This is a genomic window from Arcicella sp. GW822-FHT02H01, from assembly GCF_058802005.1.
The window spans coordinates 4,726,085-4,745,335 of the sequence record NZ_JBXANT010000001.1; the positions used below are offsets into that span (position 1 = coordinate 4,726,085).

Annotated in this window: 15 protein-coding genes; 6 read left to right on the top strand and 9 right to left on the bottom strand. The window is 36.6% G+C overall.

Translation table 11 applies throughout. From position 1 onward, the window contains the following. Nucleotides 1–82 precede the first annotated feature (82 nt). The gene (locus AC1RNE_RS19795; RefSeq protein WP_492803362.1) at nucleotides 83–1,006 is read left to right on the top strand and encodes an ABC transporter ATP-binding protein; all 924 of its coding nucleotides are present in this window, start codon (nucleotides 83–85) and stop codon (nucleotides 1,004–1,006) included. A 54-nt stretch (nucleotides 1,007–1,060) separates the two neighbouring features. Next, a complete protein-coding gene (locus tag AC1RNE_RS19800) occupies nucleotides 1,061–2,386 on the top strand; it encodes an ABC transporter permease (protein ID WP_492803363.1) in 1,326 nt (441 codons plus the stop codon). Between the two features lie 153 nt (nucleotides 2,387–2,539). On the opposite strand, the gene AC1RNE_RS19805 is transcribed toward AC1RNE_RS19800, so the two are convergent. After that, the gene (locus AC1RNE_RS19805) at nucleotides 2,540–3,049 is read right to left on the bottom strand and encodes an Lrp/AsnC family transcriptional regulator (RefSeq protein WP_323250816.1); all 510 of its coding nucleotides are present in this window, start codon (nucleotides 3,047–3,049) and stop codon (nucleotides 2,540–2,542) included. Between the two features lie 331 nt (nucleotides 3,050–3,380). Between AC1RNE_RS19805 and AC1RNE_RS19810 the strand changes: the two genes are divergently transcribed. Beyond that, entirely contained in the window at nucleotides 3,381–4,526 is a 1,146-nt protein-coding gene (locus AC1RNE_RS19810; RefSeq protein ID WP_492803364.1) for a putative sensor domain DACNV-containing protein, read from the top strand. A 2-nt stretch (nucleotides 4,527–4,528) separates the two neighbouring features. Here AC1RNE_RS19810 and AC1RNE_RS19815 read toward each other — a convergent pair whose 3' ends face one another. The 3 genes from AC1RNE_RS19815 to AC1RNE_RS19825 all read right to left on the bottom strand — a co-directional run bounded on the left by AC1RNE_RS19815 (nucleotide 4,529) and on the right by AC1RNE_RS19825 (nucleotide 6,558). Beyond that, a complete protein-coding gene (locus AC1RNE_RS19815; protein ID WP_492803366.1) occupies nucleotides 4,529–5,293 on the bottom strand; it encodes an MBL fold metallo-hydrolase in 765 nt (254 codons plus the stop codon). A gap of 98 nt (nucleotides 5,294–5,391) precedes the next feature. Beyond that, nucleotides 5,392–5,760: a response regulator gene (locus AC1RNE_RS19820; protein WP_309919265.1), complete on the bottom strand. Its 369-nt coding sequence runs from the start codon at nucleotides 5,758–5,760 to the stop codon at nucleotides 5,392–5,394. 276 nt (nucleotides 5,761–6,036) lie between these two features. Then, the gene (locus AC1RNE_RS19825; RefSeq protein ID WP_492803368.1) at nucleotides 6,037–6,558 is read right to left on the bottom strand and encodes a DUF2911 domain-containing protein; all 522 of its coding nucleotides are present in this window, start codon (nucleotides 6,556–6,558) and stop codon (nucleotides 6,037–6,039) included. A 141-nt stretch (nucleotides 6,559–6,699) separates the two neighbouring features. On the opposite strand from AC1RNE_RS19825, the gene AC1RNE_RS19830 reads away from it, so the two are divergent. Further along, complete coding sequence (locus AC1RNE_RS19830; protein ID WP_492803370.1) at nucleotides 6,700–8,016, top strand: adenylate/guanylate cyclase domain-containing protein; 1,317 nt, start codon at nucleotides 6,700–6,702, stop codon at nucleotides 8,014–8,016. A gap of 215 nt (nucleotides 8,017–8,231) precedes the next feature. On the opposite strand, the gene AC1RNE_RS19835 is transcribed toward AC1RNE_RS19830, so the two are convergent. Together AC1RNE_RS19835 and AC1RNE_RS19840 are read right to left on the bottom strand one after the other, a co-directional pair. Further along, a complete protein-coding gene (locus AC1RNE_RS19835) occupies nucleotides 8,232–11,870 on the bottom strand; it encodes a BamA/TamA family outer membrane protein (protein WP_492803372.1) in 3,639 nt (1,212 codons plus the stop codon). Between the two features lie 102 nt (nucleotides 11,871–11,972). Continuing rightward, complete coding sequence (locus AC1RNE_RS19840) at nucleotides 11,973–12,827, bottom strand: SdiA-regulated domain-containing protein (protein ID WP_492803374.1); 855 nt, start codon at nucleotides 12,825–12,827, stop codon at nucleotides 11,973–11,975. A gap of 27 nt (nucleotides 12,828–12,854) precedes the next feature. On the opposite strand from AC1RNE_RS19840, the gene AC1RNE_RS19845 reads away from it, so the two are divergent. Beyond that, nucleotides 12,855–14,093: a Pycsar system effector family protein gene (locus tag AC1RNE_RS19845; RefSeq protein WP_492803375.1), complete on the top strand. Its 1,239-nt coding sequence runs from the start codon at nucleotides 12,855–12,857 to the stop codon at nucleotides 14,091–14,093. Here AC1RNE_RS19845 and AC1RNE_RS19850 read toward each other — a convergent pair. Beyond that, nucleotides 14,086–14,370, bottom strand: a complete 285-nt coding sequence (locus tag AC1RNE_RS19850; protein ID WP_492803377.1) for an Rdx family protein — start codon at nucleotides 14,368–14,370, stop codon at nucleotides 14,086–14,088. The genes AC1RNE_RS19845 and AC1RNE_RS19850 overlap by 8 nt on opposite strands. A gap of 294 nt (nucleotides 14,371–14,664) precedes the next feature. Then, nucleotides 14,665–16,866, bottom strand: coding sequence for a DUF5916 domain-containing protein (locus tag AC1RNE_RS19855; RefSeq protein WP_492803379.1), 2,202 nt, complete (start codon nucleotides 16,864–16,866; stop codon nucleotides 14,665–14,667). Nucleotides 16,867–17,088: 222 nt separating this feature from the next. Between AC1RNE_RS19855 and AC1RNE_RS19860 the strand changes: the two genes are divergently transcribed. Continuing rightward, entirely contained in the window at nucleotides 17,089–18,504 is a 1,416-nt protein-coding gene (locus AC1RNE_RS19860; RefSeq protein WP_492803380.1) for an APC family permease, read from the top strand. A 186-nt stretch (nucleotides 18,505–18,690) separates the two neighbouring features. On the opposite strand, the gene AC1RNE_RS19865 is transcribed toward AC1RNE_RS19860, so the two are convergent. Beyond that, nucleotides 18,691–19,083, bottom strand: a complete 393-nt coding sequence (locus AC1RNE_RS19865; RefSeq protein WP_492803382.1) for a hypothetical protein — start codon at nucleotides 19,081–19,083, stop codon at nucleotides 18,691–18,693. Nucleotides 19,084–19,251: the final 168 nt, after the last annotated feature.

Below are 19,251 nucleotides of genomic sequence, written 5' to 3' on the forward strand. Positions count from 1 at the left end.
TGTTTTGTACTGTCGTTGTAATTCTTATTAGCTTTCTGCGACTTATTCCAAAACTTAAATAACTTTTAAACCCACACCGTTGATGTCGAATATTTTAGAAGCCCACCATGTGGTAAAGCGCTATGCAGGACACACTGCCTTGGATGATGTTAGTATAGAAGTACCAGCAGGCTCAATTTTTGGGTTGTTAGGTCCAAACGGAGCAGGTAAAACATCGTTGATAAGAATCATTAATCAAATTACTGCTCCCGACGAAGGACATATCGTACTACTCGGTGAAAAATTACAGCCCAAACACATTGAAGTAATCGGCTATTTGCCAGAAGAACGAGGGTTATATAAAAAAATGAAAGTAGGAGAGCAGTTGCTGTATCTTGCCCAATTGAAAGGCATGAGTAAAGCAGATGCTACTGAAAAGCTGAAACACTGGTTTATAAAATTTGATATAAAAGACTGGTGGAATAAAAATGTTGAAGACCTTTCAAAAGGGATGCAACAAAAAACACAGTTTATCGCTACGATTGTCCATGAACCTAAATTGATTATTCTTGATGAACCTTTCTCTGGTTTTGACCCAATCAATGCCAATCTTTTAAAAGACGAAATATTAGAACTGAAACAAAAAGGGACAACCATCATTTTCTCTACCCATAGAATGGAGTCTGTTGAAGAATTGTGTGACCACATCGCACTAATCAATAAGGCTAAAGTGGTGCTTCATGGAGCCAAGAAAGAAGTGAAAAATCGTTTCAGAGAAAATTCTTATACGATAGACTTCGTGGGTTCGTTAACCGAAAATCCTTTAGCTTTTGAATTGTTAAATACTAAACCTTTGGACGATGGAATTACGCGAGCAAACATCAAACTAGTAGAAGGCGTATCTGTAAACCAATTGATTGCCATTTTGATTGAGCAAGTAGACCTTAAGTCTTTCAATGAAAATATTCCTTCATTCAATGATATTTTTATAAAAGTGGTGGGTGGTGAAGCAAACGATATTCTTTAAGAAACATTGCCAAATCCATTCAATCAGCATTCCTTTTAAAAAATCCCCAAAACTATGAATAAGATTTTACTGATTATCCAGCGCGAATATATTACCAGAGTAAGAAAAAAATCTTTTTGGATTGCTTCTCTCTTAGTTCCCGTTCTGATAGCGGCAGTATATGCCATTCCCCTTTATTTATTTTTGAATTCAAACGATACCAAAACTATTGAGGTAGTCGATGAAAGTAATTTATTCAAAGGTAAGCTTCAATCAGATGATGATGTTGCTTTTAAATTTATCAATGGTTCATTTGAGCAGGCTAAGAAAAACCTAGTAAAAAGTGGAGCCGATATTTTAGTAAACATCCAAAAGGATATTCTTGATAATCCGAATGGTGTGAAAATGGTAGGGAAAAAAAGCATTGGCATATCAACACAATACAAAATTCAAGGGAAAATTCAGACAGAATTACGTAATATTAAACTGATAAAAGCCAATATAGACTTAAAGGTATTGGAAGACAACAAGGTAAACGTAAATGCTAAAACCTATACGTTGGATGACGAAGGTGGTGAACAAAGTAGTAGCTCGGCAGGAGCGATGATTTTGGCAGGTATTTTTGGTTTGATTCTTTATATCTCTGCTTTTTTATACGGTTCACAAGTAATGAATGGTGTAATCGAAGAAAAAAGTAACAGAATTATTGAAGTAATGATTTCGTCTGTTCGTCCTTTTCAATTAATGATGGGTAAAATTGTGGGTGTTGGGTTAGTGGGACTTACGCAGTTTCTGTTGTGGGGTGTACTTACTTTTGGAGCGTCTAGTGCTACAACGGCCATTATGTCAAGTAAAATTCAGGAGAAAGTTCAGACCCTTCAACAATCTGGAGCGAGCAAGGATGAAATCAAAAAATATAAAGAAAATGTAAAAGATACCAATCCGTTATCAAGCATTTCACAAACGATTGATAACATATCTTTGACAAAAATCATTATCTGCTTCTTCTTATTTTATATGGGTGGATATTTGTTGTATAGTTCGCTTTTTGCTGCGGTAGGTTCGGCTGTAGAGAACTCTACAGAAGCACAACAATTTATGTTTCCCGTCACGATACCTATTATCTTATCATTTATACTTGGTCAGATAATCATTCAGAAACCAGATAGTTCAATCGCTTTTTGGGCATCTATGTTCCCCCTTACCTCACCGATAGACATGATGGTTAGGTTACCTTTTGGTGTATCAAATTGGGAAATTGCCCTGTCTTTTGCATTACTTGTCCTTGGTTTTCTGGGTACTACATGGTTTGCAGGCAAAGTATATCGTGTAGGTATCTTGATGTACGGCAAGAAACCATCTTGGAAAGAGATTAGTAAATGGGTGTTTTATAAGGGGTAACAGTTTTATTATCAATTATTTATCACTAGCGAGGGACTTAAGTCCCTCGCTAGTGATAAATAATTGAATTTGATATCCAGTAAAGCAACCTATATGAGGCAATGACAACTACTCACTCAAGACTCACAATTCATCACTCATAACTGTCTCCTCTCACTCTTTCGGCTTATTCAACAAACCTAAATCTGGCTGAGAATATTTTAAAATTTTGATATACATATCCGTTTTGGTCTGAAAAACCCCTTCAATATTCGGAATCCTTTGATTAATTACCTCAAGTAAGTGATTATTATCTCTACACATGACATCTACTTGAATATCAAAATCTCCTGACGTAACCGCCAAAAAACTCACCTCTCTGAATTCTTGTAATTGTGCAGCTACAGATTCAATCAGGTTGGCTGGTCGTACCGAAATTTTGATATGCACATACGCATGAAAGCCTACTCTGGCAGTATTTACACGGCCAACTATTTGAATGGTTTTGTCTTCAATTAGTTTACTTGCTCTGCTTCGTATCGTACTGGCTGATGTTTTTAAATTTTCAGCCATATCTGTAAATGAGCGACGCCCATCTTCTTGCAATTGTCCTAGTATGGCAAAATCTAGCTCATCTAAGTCAAATGAAACATCGTTGTTATTGGTTGGTTGTGTAAGGCTCATGTAGTAGAAAAAGGCTAAGTTGAGGTATTAATTTCGTAAATTTAACTGAAAGATAAAAAATAAATAAAATATAGTTATTGCAAATTCAGCAAAAAATAATCAATTTTTGATTAAAAAGTTAGAAAAAGAGTGTATTTGAAATAAAAATAACAAAAAGTACTTAGATGACAACTGTCTATTTAAGCTCGCAAGTTTTAATGAAGGTTAGTTTTATAAAACTTATAAATACTTCATATAAAATTTTACAGCATTGAACCTAAGCCAAAAATTAATAGTTGAGTAGGTATAGTATCAATTTGCATTGAAGACAAATTAAGAGAGGTAAAATTTAATGATGATTTCCACCACAACTACTTATCAGGCAGCTCAAATGGTTTCTGAAACCATTGAAAGCCATTTTATATTTCACCATCAAAATGCAGTGAGGCATGATGGTAAAATACTTGCCCCTATTCCTAATAGTTTGGTCATAGAATCAATTATCGATGTTGGCTTTTGGGCGAGTCTCCGTCGTGAGGAGGGGCGTTCTCCTAAAATATCACTTGCCTTTTTACCGCCTTCCTTAACCGAACGTCCCTTAATTTTTGAGCATAGATTAAAGTTTAATCCTGATGTACTAACGAAATTAGCACCCTCTGTAGAACATGCAGGTATCCACTTAGGCGTTTGGATAGAAGATGATGAATTATATATTTGGGGAACTACTACCAATATTCCAGGCTTATGTTTTGTCTTAGAAGTTGTTGAACCAGGCCTGTTGGTCATCAAACATCGCAGAACAGATGGCTTTGGTAAATTTATCAACGTTGCTGTATTGAAAGGCGACCAAATAAAAGTAATCGACGAAAGCAGTGGTACTATGCCCGACTGCCCAGCAGTGTTGGGTTCTATGATTGGTATCGCTTCGCCTTCCTCTTGGAATGATTCCTTGAATGTACTTGTCCAGCTAGCAGTAGCCATGCGAGCACACCAAAGAGGAGGGGCTCTTTTGATTGTACCTTCTAAAAATGATAATTGGCGTTCCTCTATTATTTACCCTATTACTTATGCCCTCAGCCCTGTTTTCTCGGGTCTTTCCTTCTTGAATGAAAAAGGATTAGACATCTATAATCCTGCCTTGCAAAATAAGTTAAATCAAGCAATAAATGGTATAGCGGGGTTAACAGCCGTGGATGGTGCTACTATCATTAATGACCAGTTTGAAGTATTGGCTTTTGGTGCAAAAATTGGGCGTTCGCCATCAGGTAAAGCGTTAGAAGCCATCTTAGTAACAGAACCCATCGTTGGCAATGAACCTCAGGTAGTACACCCAGTTCAGAATGGAGGCACTAGACACCTTTCTGCAGCACAATTTGTGTATGATCAACGGGATGCGATTGCCTTAGTAGCTTCGCAAGATGGAAGATTTACTATTTTCTCGTGGTCTCCTTGTGAAAGAATGGTACATGCACATCGTGTAGATACGCTATTAATATAGTACTAGCACGTAAGCGTGAGGCCGTCGTAGGCGAGTTTTATATAAGAAGGTAATTCTTCTTCTACATCTCTATGCAGTCCCATCTGGTGGCTGATATGAGTAATATAAGCTTCGTCAGGCTTGATTTTCTCGAGTACCTCTATGGCTTCAGAAAGGGTAAAGTGGGATAAATGCTTTTCTTTACGCAAAGCACCAATTACGACAATTTTAGAACCTCTTACTTTTTCAAGAGATTCTTCCGAAATATAGTTTACGTCGGTGATATAGGTGAAATCGCCTATCCTAAAGCCATATACTGGCAATTTGAAGTGTAATACTTCAATAGGAGTGAAGGTAACGCCTTCAATATCAAAAGGAGTATTATAATGAATTTCGTTCAGGGTAATTTGCGGAGTGCCGGGGTATTTTATAGCAGTAAATGCATAAGCAAATTCTTGCTGAATTTGCTCAAGTACTGACGGACGAGCATAAATAGGCATATCTTTCTGTTGAAAGAAATTGTATGCTCTTACGTCATCTAATCCAGCGGTATGATCTTTGTGTTCGTGCGTGAAAATAATAGCATCTAGCTTGTGAACACGTTCACGAAGCATCTGCTGACGAAAGTCGGGGCCAGTATCAATAACAAAGCTTTTGTCGGCTATTTCTAGGTGAATAGAAACCCTAAGACGTTTATCACGAAAGTCGAGAGATTGGCAAACTTCACAACCACAAGCAATTACAGGTACTCCTTGGGATGTTCCAGTGCCTAAAAAAGTAATTCTCATAGAATTATGAATTATCAATTATGAGTTATGAATTAATAATATTCGAGTAAATTATCTATCAACTCTCAGCTTCATAACTCATAACTCATTTTTCATAACTATTCGGTAAGTGCTTTTACTTGAGCAACCAATGCATCAAAGTTCAAAGGTTTAGCAAGCATATCATCAAAACCAGCTTCTTTGAAATCTTCCATAGAATAGTTTCTAGCATTACCAGTAATAGCAATAATTGGTATTTTAGCTTTAGCTTCGTCTTTCAAACTACGTACTGCTTTAGCACATTCCATTCCGTCCATTACGGGCATATTGATGTCTAGCAAAATGATGTCAAAATCTTCTTTCTCAAGAGCATCTAACACTTGTTGCCCATTTTTAACAGAATGGATTTCGAAATTTTGAAATTCTAAAATCTTCTTAGCAAGGTTCTGGATAACTGAGCTATCTTCGGCAATCAGGACTTTCTTCATACTTAAGGTTAATGATTGATTAATATGGTAAAGATAAGTAACAGGAAACAATTAACAATTACCAATTAAAAATTAAGCGTTTTTTTTGTAATAAATCTTAGTTTTTATATTAAGTATTTATATGTATAAACGCTGTAAAGCTAATGAAAAATATTAAAAATCGGCTATCAAATGATGAGCAAATTCAATAAAATGATATTTTTCATCAATTAGTCCTACAAAAAAGAGGTTGCCTGCCTTTTATAGCAAACAACCTCTTTGATATGCTTATAGCAATTACTTTACCGTGAAAGTTACGGCTACTTTATCCCACATTAACGTTACATTACCATTGTTTTCAGCTTTGATAGTAAAACGTTCAGTCATATCGTTAGCCCTAGCTGGAGCCGTTACTCTTAAAACGTCTTCTGCTTCACTGTATTTGAATGCACCCCATTGTTTAGCAACTTTGTTGAAAATAATCGTCCATTCTTTTTCACCAGGAATCGTAAAAAAACCATATTTGCCAGCTTTCAATGTTTTTCCTTGTACGGTTACGTCTTTACTTACTTCAAAAGTTGTTGCTTCGTTTGCACCAGTACGCCATACTTTACCCAAAGGGGCAAGGTTGCCATCCCAAACATTACGTCCTTTTACGGCTGGCTGGCTATAATTGATTGTGAGAGTAGTTTCTCCGATAGTAGCAGAAGTAGTTGCTGGTGGAGAAGGCATTTTAGACTTGTCGTTACTTGCTTCATGTTGTGCATTGCTGATGAAAGCGGTGATAGAAAATAACGTCAATAAAATTAACTTTTTCATTTTTGTAAATCTGTTTAAGTTTTTTTGAAAGGAGTTCTTCACCTTAGGAAACGCAAAAGATTTCATAAAGTTTTATTTTAATGGAGTTATTTTGTCTCAAATTTGTTATATTTTTATTAAATGATTATTTTATTTTATTAAATGAAGAAATTTCTATTTTCAGAGAACCCCGCATTGACCTATTTCGATATACAGTATGAGCAGGAGAATATTCGTAGGGAGCGACAAAGGGCTGGGGTTTTATTACTTTTTTTCTCGATAAGTTTTATCAGTTATGCCCTGTTTGCCAAAACGGTGTATCAGTTGAATTATTTAAATGGGCACGAAGGCATCCCTCAGATTATATTTTTGTATTTAGCATTTATGACTTTCTATGAACTGACGGTCTGGCTATCTATGAAGTATCTGCTGAAAGTAATGAATAAAATGCCTTTGGTAGCGAAGTTTGGTAATGCAACGCTCGAAATTACGTTACTCACGTTGGTCATGTATTTTGCGGGACAAGAGTACAACCATCCTATCCTGATAGTACTTTCTCCGTTGGTGTATATCTACTTTATTTTTATCATTCTATCAACGCTAAGGCTGAGTTTTGCCGTGTCGTTGTGGACGGGCCTACTGGCAGGATTAGAATACTTTTTTCTGAGCTACCACCTGATAGAATCTGGAACGATTGTTTCAGAGCATGATATTTATACCAAACAAATGTTTTCATATCTGCTCAAAACTTTCTCCTTGGTTTTTGGTGGTTTGTCAGCAGGTTATGTGGCTACCCAGATTAGAAAGAGCATCCAGCTATCCATAGAACGGATGGAGACTCAAGAGCATATCGTAGAAATGTTCGGACAGCAGGTTTCGCCAGAAGTAGCGCAGGTAATGTTAGAGCAAAATGGTATTCTGAAAGCGAAGCACCAAAAAGTTAGTATCATGTTTTTGGATATCCGTAATTTTACGGTGTATGCTGACAAACATACTGCGGAGGAAGTAATGGAGTATCAGAATGCTTTTTTTGAGGTAGTGGTTAATACCGTTAATGAATACAATGGTATTGTAAATCAGTTTTTAGGGGATGGTTGCATGGTTACTTTTGGCGCACCCATTAATTTAGAAAACCCCTCTGAAAATGCCGTAAAAGCAGGACTGGATATTATCGAAAAAATCCAGAAGATGAATGAGCTGGGTACGATACCTAATACAGGCGTAGGCATCGGTATTCATACAGGTGATGCCGTAGTAGGAAATATCGGAACCGACTCTCGTCAGCAATATAACATTACGGGGAATGTAGTAATTCAAGCTGCAAGGATAGAACAATTGAACAAAAAATACCAATCTCAATTGCTGATAAGTCAGGAAGTAATGGATGAAATTTCTGCTATTCCGATTGATACGAAGCAAGTAGGTTCTGTTAAATTGAAAGGAATGGAGAATGAAATGTTTTTATGGAAATTGGCGTAAAATGCTTTTGACAATTCTTTATTTCTAGCGAGGGACTTAAGTCCTATCAATTACCCACAAGTTGATAAATAATTGATAATCAATGTATAATAACCTCATCCCCCAACCCCTTCTCCTTCAGAAAAGGGGAGTAGACCTTAGTACTTAAAACTCCCCTCTCTGAAGGAGAGGGGTCGGGGGTGAGGTTTGATCCATAGTGATGAAAGATATAAGTATTAGAAAAATAACCCTGCCTTCACCGAAAACAAATGATTTTCTTCTGAAATACCATACATGCCCGTAATCACCACCATATTAAAAGGGGCAATCCAAATACCACCACCATAGCTTTGGTGCCATTTCTCTGAGTTTTCGTTTGGATTCCAAACCCTACCAACATCATTAAAGGCAAGTACACCTGCATAAGCTGGAAATAAATATGATTTGAAATTGAGTACTTTTATGCGAACTTCTGTATTGTTATAAAAAGAAGATTTACCCGAAAAACGAGTACGTCTAAAACCTCTAAGGTTTGTTAAACCGCCTAACGAATTAGCCTGATACAATTCATAATCATCAAGGTTTACGCCTCCTCCAAAACGAGTTGCCAAGCTAACAACTGCGGGTAATTTAAAGGTATAATAAAATGATAAATCAGTTTTTAGGTTGGCATAATTGTTTTTAGTAACATCATTCGCACCTCGCTGAATAGTGGCATCAAAGTTCCATAAAATACCTCTGGTTGGAAAAATGATATTATCACGATTATCAAGGATAAAACCAGTTTTTAGACCGATAAAATTTTTGTCCTGATAGATTTCATCACCATGTGGGGCGAACTCGTTGATAAACCGTTTAGGGTTTTCTTTGATGTGCCATTCATTTCTTGCAGCACCATAATATATTGTTAACTTATTAAATCGGGTTTTGAAAAGGGCTGTAATCTCTTCGTTTTCATATTGAATTCTGTAATAATCAATCCCTTTCTCTTTTTTGTATTCCGATTCGTTACTCAACCCAAAGAAGTTATCAACCAAACCACCTTGCTGAATATTGGCTTTTAATTCAAAATCAGTTTTTCCGATTACGTCAGTGAATTCTCCTTTATAGAAAATATTGTATGAATTAGTACCAAAAGCGTAGTTACCCGAAATACTGTGCTGAGAAGCAAAAGGGTCTTTTCTAAAACCTTGGCGAGTCCATTGCAGACCAGTTCCCACAAAAATACCATCGTCAACGTTATAAGCAAAAGAAGCTAGCGGAGCTATTCTATCATACTTAAAAGCCTCGCGGTTATAATCGTTTACGTTCTTTTTATTACTGGTTAAATCCTTGCTCTCCGACCCTAAATTGAGCGTTGTATTATCTTTTTTATCATAAATGATGGTTTTTTTAGCTAAACCAGTGACAGAAGACGAGTCTGTAAAAATGTCTTTCCCTTTTCCGCCAATCAAACGCACCCTGATGCCTTTGTTGGCTTGACCAAATACTTTGAAGTTGTCTTCCCCATCTAGTCCCCAAATCCTGATTTCTTTTGTGATTTTTGGGTCAAATGTTCTTTCATAAAGTGTCCGACCGATTCCACCATTTTTCTTTTGGTCAAAGACTGACACTTTCGTTTGCCCATCTTCAAGTCGGCTTACAAAAAAATATTCATCCTTATCACTTCCCAGAATATCTACTTCTTTACTCAGAAATTCATACAACTCTTTAGTATATCCCGGAAGGTCGTCACGGCGTTGTTTTAGTTTTTTGGCAATAACTAATGAATGCTCTGGAAAATTAGGGAAGTGCGTGATAGCAGAATCAATCACCGCATCACTAATTTTTTGTTGAAGTTCTTTTGCCATCGCCATCCAATCGTTCTCGGAAGATTGGGTTAGAAACGAACGGTCAAAATAGCGTGCATTAAATGCCAAACCTGCCACATCACGAATTTTATAATCAAACCCTTGAATTTTAGGCAATATCCATTTTCGAGAAATAATACGAGGTAAAACGCCTTCGTTTACAAAAAAAGCTTGGTCACGGTCACGTGGAATAGGCCTAAAGCTCAAACCTTTATCATGACCATTTTCATAACCAGCCCAACGCCATTGATCTTCGTGGCGGTCCCAGTCGCCAATCAACATATCTAATAACCTTGCTCTGATTACCTCTTTTTCATTAATTTCATTGTGGTTATCTTCAGCTAATTTTTCAACTACTTTTTGGGTACTTTGGATTTTTTTAGAACCCGCAAAACTACCCTCTGGTCGTTCTTCAAAAAGGGCTAATTGGTTCGTGAAAAGGCGTTTGTAGTTGCCTAAAACATTGCTTTCTGGAATGATGACTAAAGAAGGGTTGGTATGCAAGACGCCAGCAGCTTCTGCCAAATGCGAAGCCACCAAAGCTGCAAACGGATGGGAAGCAGAAATTTGGTCAGAAACAATATCAGTAGTAAACTGACTGCGGATAGCTTCTGGAACGGCTCTTTCTGGATATTTTTCTACGGAACGCGTAACAAATTGTTCGCCTTTAGGATTTTGATAACGTAATGAAAGTGTTTGATAACCACCGCCCCGTTGAATTACTTTTAATCCTCCTTCTTCATGTTCAAAATCAAGTGTTCTAGATTTGATGGGTGTTGTCCAAATATCCCTATAATTGTTTCCCAACATAAAAGCTTTGAATTTCCCTGCTTTATATTTTGGGTTAGGTACAACACCCTGAAGATGTATTTTTTCGGTTTGTAAGTCTTTAGGGTCAATCGTGTTGGTATCCAACAGGATATCTGTACTATACAATTCATTACCATCTTTGCCATCACCGCCAAAGAATATCAACTTGATTTGGTTATCATAGAAATCTAGACGAGCAAACCCAATTTGCGAACTAGCAAATTTAGAATCGTTGCCCATTTTCACAGGCGTATTTTTTGAACCCGCCCCCGAAGTAATATAGTTGATAGAATCTCGCTGAATTAATTGTAGATTATGTTCATGTCCGTTGGCATAAATTACGTTTTTGTATTGCTTGAAAATCCCCACCAATCCATCACGCATTTGCTTATATTTAGGATGTGGAATATCTTGGATATTACCAATAAGGGTACGATACAATGGATAAATAGAGCCAAGTACTGGCAGAGGAATAGGCACTCCTAATTCATGAAAGGGGAAAAGGTGGTCTTGTAAAGTATAATAACCACCATGAGAGCCATGCGAATACATGGGATGGTGCCCAACTACTAACACTTTTTTATGGCGGTTTCTATCCAGAATATCATTGACACTTATCAGCATTTCTTCCAATGACTTTACTTCACAGTCAGAATCTGCTTCTGGTTTTTTCCAAGGATGTAGCCACCATTGCGTATCAAGAATGACCGCAGTGATTTGGTCGTTCAGGGCTACTTCATGGGGTGTAGGACATCCACCTTTTGGAAAAAATACGTCTTCTCTTTTCAAAAAATCAGAAACAAATTTTTCCTGATTTTGGATATATTCCCAACCTTTTTTGCCTCCTTGTTGCCAATCGTGATTGCCCGGGATGATAAAGGGCTTTCCTTGATAATCTTGCAAAATGCTTAATTGGTCAGCCAAACGTTCCTCATCATTTTTGCGATTAGGCTCATCGATATTACTTAACCCTTTAGGATACACATTATCTCCAAGAATCATGATGGTCGACTGCTTGCCTGCTTGTTGCATTTGCTTTTTCAAAGGGCTCAACACCATGTCTTTGCCATTCTTCGGAGGTTCGCCAGCATCACCAATTAAAAAAACTGAATAATTAGGCTTTTTTTGGCTAAAACCGATTTCAGCAGTAAGCAATAATAAAGGCAACAATACACTGAAGCTTTTGAAGATAATCTGTTTGAAAGTAGTCTTCATATTTTCTTGGACGATTGATATGTTGGTTTAGTAAGATAGTATTTTTCTTAGTACTGAATTAATTTGTGCTAAGAAAAATCAATTAACAGTAATCTCAAACTATTATTTTTTATAATCAAAAGCCAAAATGTAGCCATCTCCGCCAGCGCCTTCTGATGAAATATACAAGTTGCCATTTGGTGTAAAACAAATGCCTTCGGGTTGTTTATATAAATTGGGGTTTAAATCTAGAAGGGCTTCTTTGGCTCCGTCTTTAGACAAAATCAAAAGCTTTTTGCCTTGCGAAGCAATAATAAATACTTGTTGAGTAATTGGGTGAATAGCGATGCCCGATGGACGGAAAGTTTTTTTGCCATCTTTGCCAATTAATTTTTCATCTGGAATGGCGATAGATTTAAATAGAATTTTCCTTTTAAAATCATAGGCATAAATCATCTTTTTATTATCTACCTCCTTTATTCTTTCTTTGGCAGCTAGTAATAAATTGCCTGTGGTAGGGTCATAGCTAAGGCCTTCGTATTCAACAACATCAGGGTCTGAACAGTCTATTTCTCTTTCATAAGACTCGCCAATTTTAAAGCTCTTAATTAAGCCATCACTTCTCAATACAAATACCTCATTACCTACTACTTCTATGCCCTCATAATCACCTGATTTTCCGAAGGGAATCTTCTCACTAATTTCTTTTTTTGTTAAATCAAAAATAAAAACTTTACCTTCTTCGTCATTAATGCAGGCCAATTGATTATTTTTATAAAATGACAGTCCAGAAATTTCTTTAAGGCTCTTCGGTAAGGTTATTTTTTGACTGGGATTTTCAAAATCATACGGTAGTGTAAACACAGTAGTGGTTTCTTCAGGTATTTCTTTTTCTTTGTGTTTTTCTTTTTTTGCACAAGAAAAAAGTGATAATGGAACGAAAGTTAGTAGGATTAAAGTTTTGGAAGAGATCATCATGCTTTTATTTAATGTTGTAAGTTGATTATGCAAACGGAATTGCTCATAAAGGTACAAGAATATGCTGAAGGAATTTTAAACAAATTGCCTGCGGAGTTGATTTATCATAATTTTGGACACACCCATCATGTGGTAAAAGTGACGGAGGAAATTGGTAAAGCTTCTGACCTCTCGGATAAAGCCCTTGAGACGATTTTGATTGCAGCTTGGCTACATGATATCGGTTATCAGCAAGGTTGTATCAACCATGAGGATAGAAGTAAACTTATGGCCAAAACGTTTTTAGAGGGCTTAGAAGTTCCAGAAAAGCGTATTGATAAAGTTTTGGGCTGTATTGAAGCCACTAAAATGCCACAAAATCCGCAGAATCGTAAAGAAATGATTTTATGTGATGCTGACTTATCGCACCTAGGGTCACCCGAATTTATGAATTATTCTGAAAACTTACGGATTGAATTTTGCTCCATTTTAAAAAGCATTGGTGAGAAAAAATGGTGGGAGTCGACAGTAGAATTACTACAGCATCATCAATATTTTACAGAATATGCCCGTGAACATTTTGAACCACGGAAACAAGAGAACTTAAAAAAAGGCTTACTGAAGTTAGCAGAATTTCAAGGGGGAAGTTTTAAATTTAAATTCCCTTGGGAAGAAAAGGAAGAAGACAAGGAAGATAAAGAAGAGATGAACGATACTAAGTTTGAAAAGAAACAAAAAAAAGAAGCTGACAAGATAAAAAAACCAGAACGTGGTATAGAAACCATGTTCAGAACAACCTCTTCCAATCACTTTCAGTTATCAGCGATGGCAGATAACAAAGCCAACATCATGATTTCGGTTAATTCAATCATTATCTCTTTAGTGCTCAGTGTGCTAGCGAGAAAACTGGAAGATTGGCCTAATCTAATATTACCAACAGCTTTGCTGACCATTGTGTGCTTGGTGGCTACGATTTTTGCTATTTTGGCAGTCCGTCCTAATGTTACTTCTGGTAAGTTTTCCCGTGAAGACATTGAAGGCAAAACAGCTAATCTACTTTTCTTTGGTAATTTCCACCAGATGGAATTAACTGATTACGAATGGGGTATGAAAGAAATGATGAATGATTCTGATTTCTTGTATGCCAGCATGACCCGTGATATATATTATTTAGGGAAAGTACTTGGCAAAAAATACAAATTTCTGAGGTTTTCGTATACCGTATTTATGTTTGGTTTTGCCGCCTCGGTAGTATCTTTTGCCATAGCTATGTACTTTTTTAAGTAGTTTTTTTGTCGGAGTGTCCCAAGCTTTTTTCTGGACAGACAAGGTCTCGTACTATCTGTTTTAATTCTTTGGCTTCGGGGAAATGTCCTTCTCGTTTTCTATCAAAAATTACTTCTTGTTCTAAAAATACTTGAAAACGTCCAGACACTTCACTTGGGCGTAAGCTTACTTCTTGTAGTTCATCTACAAAAGTTGTCAGTAATTCCTGTGCCATCCATGCCGAACGCATCAGCCAATTACATTTTGGGCAATATTCTATGGTTATTTTTGGTTTCATGGTTTTGTTAGCTGTCAGCTTTAAGCTATCAGCTATAAGTTTTTTTAACTGTGGTAATATGGGTTTCGGTCATCTGATTATAGCTTTCAGTCATCGGCTTTCAGCTTTTGAATAAAAAATCTCCATAAATCTGCTTATCAATCTGTGAAAATCTGCGGGTAAATCAGCTTTTAGTTATTATTCTTGACTCTCAAACCGTGGTTTTAGCTATGGGTTTTCGGCTATCAGCTTACGACCGACAACCGATTGCCGATTACTCAAAGCTGAAAGCTCAAGGCTGACGGCTCATAGCTGTTACAAATTCCACCAATAAGTAAACTTCAATACAATTGCACGGTTTTTAATATTTAAACTTCCTGGAATATAGTTATCAGTATATACTAAAAATATATCAGAGGCAGGTTTATATCTCCACTGTACGCGACTATTGATATTGACATTTTGTACCTGCTCGTTATACTGTATAAACGTAGTCCAGAATAATTTATTAGTAAATGTAATATCAATTTTAGGACTAACTAGCCAAAAGTTTGATTTTACAATTAAATCATTTTGGTCTTTTACAGGGATTTTTACATCACTAATTTCCACATAATTGATATTTGCCGACAGGCTTACATAAGGCTGAAAACGATAACCTATGTCGCCCGAAATGCTAAGTAATTTACCATCACCAAAATAACTACCATAACTTCCAGTAAAGCCAAAGGTATATTTTTTCCGAGGTGTAGATAGGTAATTGATATTCATCGAACCAAATTTGTGTTCACTTCCAGCGGCTAGTTTATCGTTACTTCCCTTATTGGTAGGGTCGAAAGCAAAAGGCAATTTAATATAGTTGGTTTCGTAATAGGCAGTAAAACTACTACGGTCTTTCATGGTAAAAAGATAATAATATTGCCTTTGCAAATCTGTCAGTAATTTATCTGCATTCCAATACGCATAAGTTGAAAACAATGGCCCATGCGTCTGCACGATGCTAGCTTTATTTTTTGGATAAAAATTATACTGTATCGGTACCGTAATTTTATGATATCCCGTACGGGGTACATAACCAATTTCAGGATTATAATTCTTCCCTACATATTCGTATTGAATGCCTGCATCCACTGCTAAACCATTATAGTTTAAATTAAAGGCACTTACAAAATCATCGTCCTTGCTATTAGGACTGAATGATTTTAAATACATTGCTTTGCCTATCCATAAATTACTGGCTGAGGCTAAATTGTATTCAAACCCTACATTTCTGTTGTACTGATTAAACCCCTTATTGATATTTTCATCGTAATTGAGCGACTGCTTGTTCAACAACATCATGCTAATATTTGAACGGCTAAATACTTTTTGTTGAAGTACCAAGGCAGAAAAGTTTTGAGCAGGTCTATTTTCCAAACTACTCACACCCGTTTGGATATTCATAGCACCAATTCTGAGGTCGTTATTGATTTTACCGCTTAGTCTTACACCATAATCAATAGGGACACCCAAGCCAATTCGTCTTGAAAAAAATGGGCGAATGTTGCTTAACCCAAAATTATTAAAGAGGTCGGCATTTTCAAGGAAAAATTGTCGTCGTTCAGGGAAGAACAACTCAAATCTACTAAGGTTCGTTACTTGGCGGTCTACATCCACTTGTGAAAAGTCTGGATTTACTGTTAAATCCAGATTCAAAGCAGATGAAATGGCTATTTTAGCATCAACCCCAAAATCTTTCCTAACACTAGTCGAGCTAGCATCTTGGAAGTTTTTACTTGTTCCTCCCAATGCATAAGGAATAATTGAAATATTGCTTTTAGGAGTAGGAGGAGGGGTATCCCAAACCATTGTACCTGTATATGCCAAGGTAATACTAAAATATTGACGAGGGATTTTTGCCCAAGTAGATTTTTCACCAGACTTTAGGTCTAACCTACTAAAATTCATCCCCCATTTGGTTTCCCCAGCTTTGTATCGGAGTGTTTTGAAAGGAATAGCGGCTTCGAATATCCAACGGTCGCCCAAGTATTTAGTTTCAGAAAACCACTTATTATCCCAGTTCGCATTCAGGTTTGTTCCTTCCGAAATAATGCCATCAAATTGTGCTCCCGCAGCATTGACACCAAAAACAAAACCATTGGTCAAATCGTTGAAAGGTTCAAGAATCAGCCAAAAATTATCGTTATTTCCAAAATTGAAATCCCTTTTCAACGACTCTACTACAAAGCCTTTGTTTTTTATTTTTTCATAACAAACAGCACTGATGTACAAAAAGTGTTCGTCATAGGTAAGGCGTACTTCCGTGGGCGTTAAACTCAGCGAAGTATCCATGGGCGTCATCATCCAAAAGTCTTTGGCAACATCAGTATTCTTCCAAGCTTCATCATCCAAAATACCATCAATTTTAATTTTTGTATGAGTCTTTTGGATATTGAATTGAAAAGCATCATTAATTTTTTGTGAGAAGCCAGAGAAAGCAACAAATAAGATTAATAATAACAGTAAGGGTTTATTCATTGTATAACGTTAATAGCGTTTGATTGATGTACGAAGATACCACTAATCCCTATGATTAAAGACCATAGCCATTGATAGGCTTTTCTATCCTGCCAGACCCGACAAACACGCCTTGTAGTTTATCCGTTTTTCGTTACATTATCAGAATATTAAGGCTTTTTTGTAATTCTACTCATCATTGATTAAATTGAGTATAATTGTCAATCCTTAAAACCACATCAAATGAAGTCATCGCCTCCTAATCAAGGAAAACTAGTTCGCTCTATTGGACTTACCTCAGCCGTCGTGCTCATTATCAGCTCTGTAATAGGCACGGGCGTTTTTAAAAAAGTAGCTCCAATGTCCGCCGAATTGCAATCCCCTTCTTTGGTATTAATTGCATGGTTAGTAGCAGGACTAATTAGCTTGGCAGGGACATTATCTAATGCGGAGGTTGCCAGTATGTTGGCCGATTCAGGCGGAGAATTTGTTTACTTTCGCAAAATCTATAATCGTTTTTTTGCTTTTCTGTTTGGCTGGACCAACTTTGCTGTAATCCGTACTGCTTCTATAGCATCCATTGCTTATGTTTTTGCTCAATCCCTGAATAGCGTTTTCCCTTTTCCTATCACGGCAGCTTCTTTGGCCGATGTTAGCTTCTTTGGTTTACATCCTTTAGATAACCTCAGTGTAAAATTAGTAGCCATTGCTTTAATTATATTTTTGACCTATTTCAACTATAAAGGATTGAAACTAGGCGAAAACCTTAGTAGGGTATTAACAGCGTTGATGACTACGGTAATGTTATTGATTATTGTCTTGGGGTTACTTTCAAGTGTTGGTAGTTTTGAAAACATTACCACCAATAGCGTGCGATACAGTGCCGATGCAATGTCTGGAACTACTCTTTTCAAGGCGTTGGCTTTGGCGTGTTTAAGTGCCTTTTGGGGATATGAAGGTTGGGCAAGTGTTGGTTTTATTGGAGGAGAAATGAAAAACCCACAGCGAAATCTGCCTTTGGCCTTGATTATCGGCACGTTGATTATCATGGTGTTGTATATGTCTATGAACTTTGTGTATTTATATATTTTGCCTATTGATGAATTTATCAAAATCTATGAATCCAAAAATGGAATTGCGGCTGTAGCTGTAGTTAGTCATTTTCTAGGTGCTTGGGGCGGGATGTTGATATCTGGATTAATCTTAGTAACTACTTTCAATTGTGCCAGTACTACTTTATTGTTAGCATCAAGGTTATTTTATGCGATGGCACACGATAAAATGTTTTTCAAAAGCGTAGATTATATTCACCCTGTTTATAATACTCCTTCACGAGCCTTGTTTATCCAAGCCATCTGGACTTCACTATTAGTATTATCAGGAACATTCGACCAACTGACCGATATGCTGATTTTTGCTGCCTTTATTTTTTATGGAGCTACCGCTTTTGGGGTATTTGTATTGCGTAAAAAAATGCCCGACGCACATCGTCCCTATAGAGTAATTGGGTATCCAGTAGTTCCTGCTGTTTTCGTACTTTTCTGTATCGTCCTTATCGTAAATACGTTAATCGAAAAACCAGAGGAGGCACTCAGTGGACTGGGATTGATGGCAACAGGTCTGCCTTTTTATTATTACTGGACTCGGAAGAAAGAATAGTTTTATATTGTCACTGCCCTGTGTTCTGTGTGCCACAGACCACGGAGAAGAAGACTATTTAAACAGCTCTTTTGATATTAACATTTTTAAAAACTCTTTCTATTAGCTGGCGACTTAAGTCGCCAGCTAATAGAAAGGTCTCCATCCGTGTTCTGTGGCACACAGAATACACTTCAAATAACTAACCTAATTCATCGTAATAAAACGGTCATTCGTCACTACTTCAGGTTTTGTAGTGCCTATTTCTACATTTTTAACGATTGTCGTTTCCCCATCACTAATCTCAATAAGATACTTTCCATCTTCCAATTCTTCTAAATTAAGTTTACCAAAGTATAGCTTATCCTTTTTCCTAAGATATTCAGCAAACAACACAAAGCCAGATTTACTTTTTAAAATGACGGATGCTTTTCTGCCTATAATCTTCTCGACTACTACACTCATTCTAAGACTATTCACAGTTTGATATACTGCTACTTTCAGCGTCCTTTTATCATTTGTTGATTCATCGCCTGCATTAGCCATGAAAGACACTGTTGAAAATAAAGCAATGACGAAGGTTTTAAGTAAGGTTTTCATTTTTTTACTGTTTAGAATTTAAAGGTTCATTTTAAATTGTTTAGAAATTATTATTACGCTTACTATAAATAGGTTCATATCATTTTATTGCTATCGACTTCAGGTGTTATTATAAAATGAGGTGTTTTGTTCTTCTGTTGAGGTTTATGTTATCAAAGATATATGTAA